This is a genomic window from Dapis hubbardiae BLCC-M172 (assembly GCF_050016015.1).
Classification (GTDB): domain Bacteria; phylum Cyanobacteriota; class Cyanobacteriia; order Cyanobacteriales; family Microcoleaceae; genus Trichodesmium.
In genome coordinates this window covers 9959-20593 of sequence record NZ_JBNHEQ010000086.1, presented here as the reverse complement: position 1 = coordinate 20593, position 10635 = coordinate 9959, and the positions used below count along the sequence as shown (strand labels likewise).

Sequence of the window (10635 nt, the reverse complement as noted above, 5' to 3'; positions counted from 1 at the left end):
TGGTCTCCAAACCCAAGGATGGTCTCCAAACCCAAGGATGGTCTCCAAACCCAAGCAAAAATAGGATTTGGAAACCAAACCCCTACAGTTTTTTCTCAAGTCATTATAGTTTAATTAAGTTAATCTTAAAATCCTCCCAAATATTTAAGGTGTGGTTTTATTATTTAAGTTAAATTAAGAAGCATTTGTCTTAAACTACTAATGCTTTTACTAAAAACTGATAACTGAATTGCGCAGTTACGACCATAGGAGGCTAACTGATAACTGAAATCATGGGGCTGTGGCTCAGATGGATAGAGCAAGCGCCTCCTGAAGTATCGGGCACCATGTGAGGAAACTCCGTGAGTGAATGTGGTCAAACTCAAGGAAGCCTAAGTCTTAATATATATAGATAAGGTAATCTTGAGCCAAGCTTTACCTCTTTTTGGTAAAGAAGGTGCAGAGACTAGAGTTTTGAGGACCAATTAAATTTTCCTCAAACTAGGCCACCACCTAAAGCTATTACAGCTATGGTGAAGGGATAGTCCAGAGAGTGGGGAAACTCACACAAATCTGAAGCGCTAGGTCGCGCGTTCGAATCGCGCCAGTCCCGTAAATTCAGTTATCACTTATCAGTACGGACCGCTGAAACAGGAGGCTTGAGACCAAAATTTTTCGCTCAAAAGTAAAAAGTTTGAAAGTTTGATTGTATTTGACTATCAAATTATACTTTTCTAGGGGTTGTTGGGAATACAGAATAGTTTTGTTAGGCAGAAGTTATATCAAATCCACTGGTCATAACTACTAAATATTTGTAATTCTCTATTTTCCTGACTCCTGACTTCTGACTCTTTACTCCTGACTCATGACTCCTAAAGACTTAACCAATCTATAACTGTTTAACAGGATTTGATATTACAGCAGATTAGATGGTTAATGTGCTTCAATAGAAGTAATTAATATCTTTTGCCTTTCCCCTATCTTTGCTTCGACTGCTTAATGGGAAGCTCGAACTCCCAAACAGTTAATTAAACTCCTCTGATTGTAGTTTCTCCCCACACTTTCCTACTCCGGATGGTAGATAATACTTTTTGAATATTAATATTGAAACTGTTTCCATCTGTAAGACTACAGATGGTTTTTTTATTTTTAAAGATATGGTTTTGAGAGTAGTTTCTAGTAAAGAATTATATAAAGGATTGAAGATTTCTCGAATTTCCTGGTTTTTAGTAGGATTTTTGGTGACTTTTTGGATTAGTTACCAGCAATTTGCAGGTAGTATTGAACCTCCCCAAGCTTTATTGGTACTTGGTGGGGCTATAGAAAGAGAAGTATTTGCCGCAGAGTTTGCCCAGCAACATCCTCATCTAGATATTTGGGTCTCTTCTGGTACTAACCCAGAATATGCAGAGTGGTTATTTTCCCAAGCTGGCATATCACAAACCCGTTTACATTTAGACTATGATGCTGTGGATACTGTAACTAATTTCACAACAATAGTAGACAAGTTAAAATCCCAAGGTATTACGAGTGTTTATTTAGTTACCTCCGATGACCATATGCGTCGCGCTACAGTTATTGGCCAAATTATTTTGGGTAGTAGGGGTATTTCTTTTAAACCCCTACCAGTTCCCTCTGGGCGATCGCCTGAACCTATCGAAAAAGTGATTCGAGATGGAATTAGAGGAATTGTTTGGTTAACTACTGGTTATACGGGAGCCAATTTTCTCCATCAGTTCTCTCCCTGAGTTTCCACAGGTTCTTGGATTAAAACAAAAGGCTGTACTATCAAAGCATTAAACTTTTTAGTATCATTACTATTCCAAATCGATAATTGTTCTGCTGAGGGTTTATAAATAAGTTCTTGGTTCATCCAGTCCTGCACAGAAGATGTATTATCAGAGGCGATCGCCACTCCCACATCTAGCAAATCCAATTTTTGGTCTATAATTACTACAGAATCACGTTTAACATGGGGTACTAACCAATTCCATTCAGCCACGTCCAAATTTTCAGCTAATTTTTCTCTAATATCTTCCATTTTCTTTCTAACTAAATTTATTAAATAAGCAGTCAGTATAATTGAGAATTTAAAATGTAGAATTTAGAATTATACTAAATCGGGTATAGATATCCCTGTTATGTCTCACCTTTTCAACAATTAATAATTAATAATTACCTCTTCTTGAAACAGATAGGATTTGGTTAAAAGGGAAATTTTTTTCTTCTCTTGGTCGATTGGATATGGCGTTAGCGGAGCGGCTCTGCAAGAGCGGGAAACCTCGCCATCCCATCCTAACGGAATGCTCCGCAAACGACCGCTTTTTTCTCCTTTAAAGGAGAGGCTTGAAACCTTTATTTTTGGGTAAAGACCTTGCATGAAAGTTTTCTACAGGGTTTTCGCGGTTGGCTCAAAGCAGGTTAACCCAGATTTGGTATTATAAGGTAATTTGAACTTAAAATTCTAAATTCTAAATTCTAAATTCTGAATTCTAAATTCTAGTTAACGTCCTAAATCGTGCATTTTATTAATTATATCTGCACATTTCTGGCTGATTAATTCTAACTCTTCTTTTTTAGTTGATTCAGGAGGAGGTATAACCTCTCCTATTCTGACAGTTATTGGTACAGAATTAGCCATCAAACCTTGACGCTTCACTGCATGAGTACCCCAAATACAAACTGGTAATAAAGGTACTTTTGCCTTTGCAGCAATTAAAGCAGCACCTAATTTTGGCTCTGTAATTCTACCATCAGGAGTTCTAGTTCCCTGTAGAAAGATACCCGCTGCCCATCCTTCTGCTAAACTATTCATAGCCGAACGAATAGCACTTCGATCTGCCGATCCCCTTTTTACAGGATAAGCACCATATAGGTTAATTATCTGTTTCAAAATTGGCACATCAAATAATTCCTCCTTTGCCATATAAGCAACAGGTCTTCTGACAGAAACAGATACAATTGGAGGGTCTAAATCGCTAGCATGGTTACTAACTATGACTAAAGGTCCTTGTTGTGGAACATTTTCGACACCATAAATATTACTGTGAAAGTAAAAACGAAGTATAGGAACTATTACTGACCATTTTAATAAACGATAAAGAACTAAATTCTTAACTGGTTCACGATTTCTAGTCACAGGATTTTATCTGAATTTTAAGTAAGTCACTTTACATATAGCCTATAGCATTTTTCGTCCCAATTGTACAATAAATATCTATATAATTAGGGGATACTTAACTGGGAATGGAGAACAGGAATAATGTAAAATCCAGGTAAGCATTTCCTGTGGAATGCTGCACAAACATCTATATAGATAGCTGTCAGCTATCAGCTTTTTAATGAATGAAGCAATTACTAATATTAGCAGATCGCCTTTTTAGACAGGATGGTATTAATTATAGAAAAAATTTTCCTGGTCAATTTATTAGGTTTGGTATTGCTAAAAATACCCCACAACTGAGCAGATAATTATCATTATTAATATAATTTTATCTAAAGGTTAAGGTCATTTCAGTTATCAGTTATCAGTTATCAGTTATCAGTGAACCTCCGACTTCAGTCGGAGGGTTGAAATACTGAATTAAATATTTTTTTCATCCCCTTAAAAGGGGAGGCACATACCCTCATTTTTTGGTAAGCATTTCCTGCGGAATGTTGCGCAGCGAAGCAAGCGAAACAGCTATTAGCTGTCAGCTCATCCTAAGGAATGCTACGGAAACAGCAACAAAAGCTTCAACCTTAAGGAGGAGATTTAAAGGAATATAGACTAGAACACTGGCTTTTGTAGTAAGAGTTTATTCTCAAAAAATAAAGCTTTTATTGCCAACTAAAAGCAATAGCTTATAGCTGACGGCTGAATTCTTACAGATTAATACCATTTCTCAAAAATCTTGCTATATTTGATTGGATGAGGAAGTGTGGGGAGTGTGGGAGGAGGGGGGAAGGGACGTTGCATAAGGGCGTCCGTACACAGAAGAATAATGAACATTAACTGGATAATAATTAGGGAATAATTTATTTTATTTGTGTTAATTACTTGATAACTGAAGTGTCACTCAAGTATAGCCTTAATGCATGGGAATTGGTATAAGATTTAGTTAGAAATTTTTGACAAATCTTTCTCAGGCTTTGTATCAGGCAATATTTTCTGAAATATCGCAAGTATTCAGTAGTCAGCTACTAGCTATCAGCTAGTTATATTACTTTTAAAGAAGGAAAAAGCAATTGATAAATTTTCAATAATGAGTTTAAAATGTAGTAAAAGTTAAATGAATACTTGCTTTATTCATTATATCTCTTCAAAATCAACACGACTAACCCTAAAGCGATTTCCCTATTTCCTGTAAGTTATTCACATTTACCAATTTTAAACCTAAACAAGTTCGTTTAATTAAACCAGTAAGTACCTTTCCCCGACCTATTTCTATAACTTTTTCTATTCCTTCTTTTTCCATCTCTAAAGATGTTTCGCGCCATCTCACACCATTTGTCATTTGTTGCTCAAGACGCTGTTTTATTCTCTCTGCATCTGTAGTAGCAGTAGGTTCAAAATTGGAAATTATTAGTACTTTATCATCAGCAAATTCTACAGACTCTAATATTTGTTGAAATTCCCTAGATGCAGACTCCATTAAAGGAGAATGAAACGCCCCAGAAACATTTAATTTAACTGCCTTTTTAGTCTTAACTTTACCAAGCAAAGTGTCTACTGCTTCTGGTGTACCAGATATCACAACTTGACCAGAATTATTATCATTTGCCAAAACTACACCAGGGGTTTGCTGAAGTTCTTCTTCAAGCTGTTTTTGGTCAAATCCCATCAAAGCTGCCATCTGTCCACCTGTGACATTATTCATTAGTTCGGCACGTTTTTTAACTAATTTTAATCCTGTCTCAAAATCAAATACTCCAGGAACATAAAGAGCAACATATTCTCCCAAACTATGACCTGCAACTAAGTATGGTTGAAAATAATGAGTAAACATTTCATCTGCTAATAGACTTTCTACTACATACAAACAAGGTTGAGTATAGAGAGTTTGAGATAATTTTTCTTCTTCACTTTAGCAAATTTCTGTTACCGACCAACCTAAAATTTCTTGTGCTTGGTGAAATTTTTCTTTGGCAGAAGATAAATCTAATAAATCTATTCCCATACCAACTTTTTGAGAACCTTTTCCAAGAAACACCCATACTGTTTTTGTCATTTTTAGCTTATAAATTTAACTATGGAAAAATTTGTTTTTAACCCCTAAACTTACATCAGAACTTATACAGCATTTTCCGACTTTATCAAGTACATATATTGATGGTTTTAGGAAGTAAGGAATAAGAAGTAGGGAACAACCAAAAAAATATTTGCTTCTTCAGTTCTACCACATTAATCTGGAATCTACTCTATATACTAATAATCTGAAAAAACACTCAAAAAATCCTAGAATAAAGAACATTATAAATTTATACTTCCCAAGTAGTGGCAATTCATTAATTGCCACTAAAATCTTATTTGCTACCTGTATCTAAGTAGGTAGGCATAAATAAAAGTTAAAACAAAAAATCTGAAAAAGAACCTATAACCCAGTTCCCAATATGTTTTCACCGTTTTAAATTTCCATTGCTATTGGACTGATAATTCAGCCCAACTAATTATCCTTCTTTATTTCCATTTAACTAGCTATCAGCTTTTCTTTACCAATGGATAATTTCTAATTAATCAATTTTGTTTTAAAGCCTCTCCGTTTCAATGGATAATTGATAATTAGAGAGAGTTTTTATAATCTAATCTCCATCATTCATTGTTCATTATCCGTTAATCAGATTTCCTGATATTCAATTCTGTTAAGGTTTTAACCAGAGGTCATTATCCATTATTCATTATCCATTATTAATTAATGAAAGAATGCTCCGCAAAGAGCATTTTAGATGTTAGCTAACAATTCGAGGGTTTCAGTCTCCTAAACTTATTGAGAAAAGCGAGTGGTGCGTGTTAATGAGAATTTAAATAGTTAATTATACACCTTGAGAAGCTGATAAGCCAGTTCTTCTCTCACAAGCTTACTAATAGCTGAGTGCTGACTACTACTTCAATTATGGTAGAATAAAATTTTTGAGCTTATTTTCCTGACAGTTTTATTCTAAAACTCCCTAAATATTGTAGTTTGGAAAAAGTTATACAGGGGATATTAATTTTGAATGTTTACTTTTGACTTAACTTAATACCGCTCCATTCAAAAATTATCGCCCCCCAAGTTAATCCAGCTCCAAAACCAGAAGCAGCAATAATATCCCCTGATTTAACCTTACCTTTTCTAACAGCTTCATCTAAAGCTAGAGGTATAGAAGCTGCAGAAGTATTGCCATAATTACTAAGATTACTAATAACTTTTTCCGAGGGAATTTTCAGTCTATTAGCAACAGCATCAATTATTCTTTTGTTAGCTTGATGTAATAACAACCAGTCAACTTTCTCCACATCAAGATTAGCTCTAAATAAAGCTTTTTCTATCACTTCTGGTACTTTTTGTACGGCAAAACGATAGACTTCTTTCCCATTCATACTTATTGGTTGATAAGTACCTTGACTAACATTTACTCCCTCAATTATTTCCTTTGCTTGAGGTTGGTAAGAAAGATTTAAACAGCCATTTTGACTACCATCACTACGAAGTTCAAAACCCAAGAGGCGATCGCTTTCTGAAGCTTGTAAAACTACTGCACCTGCCCCATCTCCAAATAAAACACAGGTAGTTCGGTCTTCCCAGTCTACCCAACGGGAGAGAATATCTGCCCCAATTAACAAGACATTTTGATAAACTCCATTACGGATAAATTGTGCTGCTGTGACTAGACCAAATACAAAACCAGAACAAGCCGCAGTCAGGTCAAAGGCGACTGCTTTTGTCGCCCCCAACTCCCCTTGAATTTTACTAGCAGTGCCAAATAAATCATCTGGAGTAGATGTAGCCAGAATAATCAGGTCAATATCTTGAGCAGTAATATTTGCTTGACCAATAGCTGCTAAGGATGCTTGAGTTGCCAGACTACATAATGATTCTGTTGTATCTGCCAGTCGTCGTTGACTAATCCCAGTGCGAGAACTGATCCATTCGTCAGAAGTATCTACTATCTGAGATAATTGTTGATTATCTAGAAATACTTTTGGTATGGCAGAACCGCTTCCGATTATGGAAATACCTATATTTTTCATCTGTCAGTTTTTAATTATTATTGGTTTTCTTGTATTACTTACTGCTTTTTATCAACCTTTCCTGAATCTATACCTTAATACTGCAAATTTTCTTGTTTTGTTTTCCCTCACGATTTATAAAAGCTTTTTGAAAGGAGCAAAATTATTGGTAACATCCTAACAAGAAGAACTCAGAGTCAAGTTTAGTAAGTCACCATTATAGTCATTTCAAATCAGGATGAAACACTTTTTTGGCTCAAACCCTTTCAAGGAAAGAAACACTCGTCCCAGTCTTATTCAGAATGACTATATAACTTATATAAGTAGCAGTAGATAGGAACAATTAAATATCAAATTACTGTCAAAAGTAATTTTTATCTAACTACTCTTAGAGCTGGTTAATAAAGTCAATATTAAGAGACTGATTTTTTTCTTAGGGATACTTAGGTTTTGTTCGTTATTTCCCATTAAACTCCAAATTACTAAAAGCTAGTTAATATTAAGACTTTTAGCTAAGTTGACAAATCAGCCCTTAATTCTAACTTCTACTAATTTAAAATTAACTCAACTCATCTTAAGGTACTTAGCTTTTCTCAAATCAAGAATTTAGACAAGTTTTTAATTTTAGGCAATAGGGAAAAGGTATATAGATAAAAGCTAAAATACACTATATCATTAATATTAATACCGCTATATCTTAATAAATAAACTGAATAAAATTGAAACAGTTAAATTCTAAATTTTCGTCTTTTTCAAGTAATGATTTTCACCAAATATTAAATAATGAAAATTCAGAAAATCAGTAAAAATATTTTGCTTTTAAGTCTAGCTTTTAGAGCTTAGAAACAATAATCTAATAGCTATAATATCAGAATTGCTAATTACTAACTATTGACTGTTTACTTTCCGGTACATACTTAGAATTAATTCGTTCCAGCACTCTATTTTCAACAGCTTCCTTTGCTGAACGAACTGCACTAGATATAGCTGGTGCTTTAGAAGAACCATGACTAATAATACAAATTCCTCCTACTCCTAATAATAATCCCCCTCCATGTTCTACATGATCTATTCTTTGCTTCATCCTTTTTAAATTAGGTCGTAATATTGCAGTACCTATTTTCCCACTCAGACCAGGTGTCAATTCTTCCCTCATCATTTGCAGTACCGCATCACCCACTGCCTCCGCAAACTTTAATAAGACATTACCTGCAAAACCATCACAAACTATCACATCAAATTCACCAGATAAAACATCACGACCTTCTGCATTACCTATAAATTTGATTTGATTATTTTCTTGCAATATTTGGTGAGTTCGTACTGCCAAATCATTGCCTTTTGATGGCTCTTCCCCAATATTAAGTAATCCCACTTTTGGGTCCGAAGTCCTCAGAACATATTCGCTATAAATTGTCCCCATAACTGCAAACTGCTCTAAATATTTAGGGCGACAGTCCACATTTGCTCCCACATCCATAATCAAGACTGGTTTTTTCGGAATAATAGTAGGTAAAATTGCCCCAATTGCAGGGCGATCAATTCCTGGTATTCGTCCCAAACGTAGTAAAGCAGAGGCCATTGCAGCTCCTGAATGACCTGCGGAAACTACAGCATCTGCTTCTTTCTCCTTTACTAAGTTCATAGCTACATTAATAGATGCCTTGGACTTGCGCCTAATAGCAGTCAAAGGCTCTTCGTGCATTTCTACTATGTCTTCAGCAGGAACTATTTCTGGCAGAGGTTGGTTTGATTTGTGATGTATACAGGCTTTAATTTTCTGAGGGTCGCCAACTAGCAATATTTTGACACCATAAGCTTCTTGAGCTTTGAGTGCTCCCTCAACAATTTCTGATGGGGCGTGGTCCCCACCCATAGCGTCGATTGCGATTCGTGTAGGTATTATTGCCATTTATCAAAAGTTAGAGAAACCTTCAAAATTTTATCAGTTAATTGAACATTTATTGACTTTTCACTTGGGAAAAATTGGTTTATAGTAAATTGGCTTTATATTACATTAAGCTAATTCATAAAAGCAAAAAAATATTCTCCCCTAAACCATAAATTGTGTAATTTTGCAAGTTGATTTACATGACTTATATTACTTAAATTTTTTGACTTAGTAACTATCAATCTAAGAATTCATATATTAGTAGTTAGCTTTTTCTATATCTTAATGCACTAATAGATTTTTCATTAATGAGGAAGATTAGCTAATCTGCTTTGAGAGTAACTTTTAATTTTTACTGGCTCTTTCAATTTTACTTCCTCTTTCAAAGATAATAAATTAATAGCTGACAGCTAAAAGCTGACTGCTGAATGCTTACTTATCAATTTATTTGATTAGCTGCCTCTTGCAATTTTTCCACTATTTTTTGTTTTTTTTGCTCCGACTACCATATAACCTAGCTGTAAAAATTTTGATAATTTCTAAGATATCTCGCTCTAAATATTCTTCTTCTGTGGATTCAGAACAGTCATTAATAATTACAATTTCTGTGCCAAATATCTCACAAATTGTAAATATTAGTTCAGCACCGAATCTTACTAAACGGTCTTTATTAGTTAATACTAAACGCTCTACTTTTTCTGAGCAAATCATTTTGATTAACCTTACCAGTCCCCTTTTTCTGTAATTTATTCCTGAACCTAAATCTCGGATAATTTCTACTAGCCAGCCCTGATTATTACAGTATGCTTCTAATACCATAATTTGTCTATCTAAATTGGCTGTTTGCTCAGAACTGGAAATACAGGCATAACCAATGGTTTTACGTTCTCCGGCTCTAAGTCCAAGAAGAGTGGCTACATCATATCGGCAATGTCCATTCTTGGTTCTTTCTGACTGGATTTTGCCTTCACGTTCCCATCTTCTGAGGGTACTTTCTGCTACTCCTAGTAGTTCGGCAGCCTTTCCTATAGAAATTTTGCTCATTTTCCATGATTAGCATATTTGATCAGCAATTTTAGCAAATAATCAGTAAATTTTTGTAAATATTTCAGAAAATAGGAAGTAGGGGAGTAGGGGAGTAGGGAAAAATAATTGGTAGTGTGTCAAGGAAGTGTGGGAAGTTTGGGAAGTCTGGGAAGTCTGGCGAGACATCCGAACATTTGGAGGAATAATTGTACCTGTATCTTTGAGTGTGCAAGTTTCCCAGCCGTCCTAACTTTCTAGTCGCTGAAGCTGAAAAAAGTTGCACTTTTTTGGCTCCAAAAATGCGCTCAACGTTTATATATCAATGCTTTTAGATTATATTTGGCAGCCATACTTACTTATCCCACATATTACACGCTCCGTACAACCAAATAATTTATAATTTATAATTTATAGAGATAAAATTCGTTATAATGAAAAGATTTGGAAAATATTGAATTAATATATGTAGGAATTGTTCGGCTAGGGAGTTATACATCTCTGGTTAGAAATGGCAGGGATAGAAACTATTGGGCAGAATACTATAGCGATA

The 10635-nt window shown here is 34.8% G+C and carries 8 protein-coding genes and 1 pseudogene; 2 read left to right on the top strand and 7 right to left on the bottom strand.

Annotated elements, in window-relative coordinates:
- Positions 1 to 1136 precede the first annotated feature (1136 nt).
- Positions 1137 to 1727 carry a YdcF family protein gene (locus tag ACP6PK_RS08615; RefSeq protein ID WP_426559259.1) on the top strand — a complete coding sequence of 197 codons (591 nt, stop codon included), beginning with the start codon at positions 1137 to 1139 and terminating at the stop codon, positions 1725 to 1727.
- Here the strand turns inward: ACP6PK_RS08615 and ACP6PK_RS08610 are convergent.
- The 3 genes from ACP6PK_RS08610 to ACP6PK_RS08600 form a co-directional block, all read right to left on the bottom strand.
- Positions 1712 to 2020 carry a DUF2288 domain-containing protein gene (locus ACP6PK_RS08610; protein WP_426559257.1) on the bottom strand — a complete coding sequence of 103 codons (309 nt, stop codon included), beginning with the start codon at positions 2018 to 2020 and terminating at the stop codon, positions 1712 to 1714. The genes ACP6PK_RS08615 and ACP6PK_RS08610 overlap by 16 nt on opposite strands.
- Positions 2021 to 2140: 120 nt before the next feature.
- Entirely contained in the window at positions 2141 to 2359 is a 219-nt protein-coding gene (locus ACP6PK_RS08605; RefSeq protein ID WP_426559256.1) for a hypothetical protein, read from the bottom strand.
- A 123-nt stretch (positions 2360 to 2482) separates the two neighbouring features.
- The gene (locus tag ACP6PK_RS08600) at positions 2483 to 3118 is read right to left on the bottom strand and encodes a lysophospholipid acyltransferase family protein (protein ID WP_426559255.1); all 636 of its coding nucleotides are present in this window, start codon (positions 3116 to 3118) and stop codon (positions 2483 to 2485) included.
- 206 nt (positions 3119 to 3324) lie between these two features.
- Between ACP6PK_RS08600 and ACP6PK_RS08595 the strand changes: the two genes are divergently transcribed.
- Entirely contained in the window at positions 3325 to 3450 is a 126-nt protein-coding gene (locus ACP6PK_RS08595) for a hypothetical protein (RefSeq protein ID WP_256386693.1), read from the top strand.
- An 851-nt stretch (positions 3451 to 4301) separates the two neighbouring features.
- On the opposite strand, the pseudogene fabD reads toward ACP6PK_RS08595, so the two are convergent.
- The 4 genes and pseudogenes from fabD to ACP6PK_RS08575 all read right to left on the bottom strand — a co-directional run bounded on the left by fabD (position 4302) and on the right by ACP6PK_RS08575 (position 10103).
- Positions 4302 to 5189: pseudogene (gene fabD, locus ACP6PK_RS08590) on the bottom strand (ACP S-malonyltransferase).
- 989 nt (positions 5190 to 6178) lie between these two features.
- A complete protein-coding gene (locus ACP6PK_RS08585) occupies positions 6179 to 7189 on the bottom strand; it encodes a beta-ketoacyl-ACP synthase III (RefSeq protein ID WP_426559254.1) in 1011 nt (336 codons plus the stop codon).
- 856 nt (positions 7190 to 8045) lie between these two features.
- Entirely contained in the window at positions 8046 to 9080 is a 1035-nt protein-coding gene (plsX, locus tag ACP6PK_RS08580) for a phosphate acyltransferase PlsX (RefSeq protein ID WP_426559253.1), read from the bottom strand.
- Between the two features lie 456 nt (positions 9081 to 9536).
- Entirely contained in the window at positions 9537 to 10103 is a 567-nt protein-coding gene (locus ACP6PK_RS08575; RefSeq protein ID WP_426559252.1) for an IS607 family transposase, read from the bottom strand.
- Positions 10104 to 10635 lie beyond the last annotated feature (532 nt).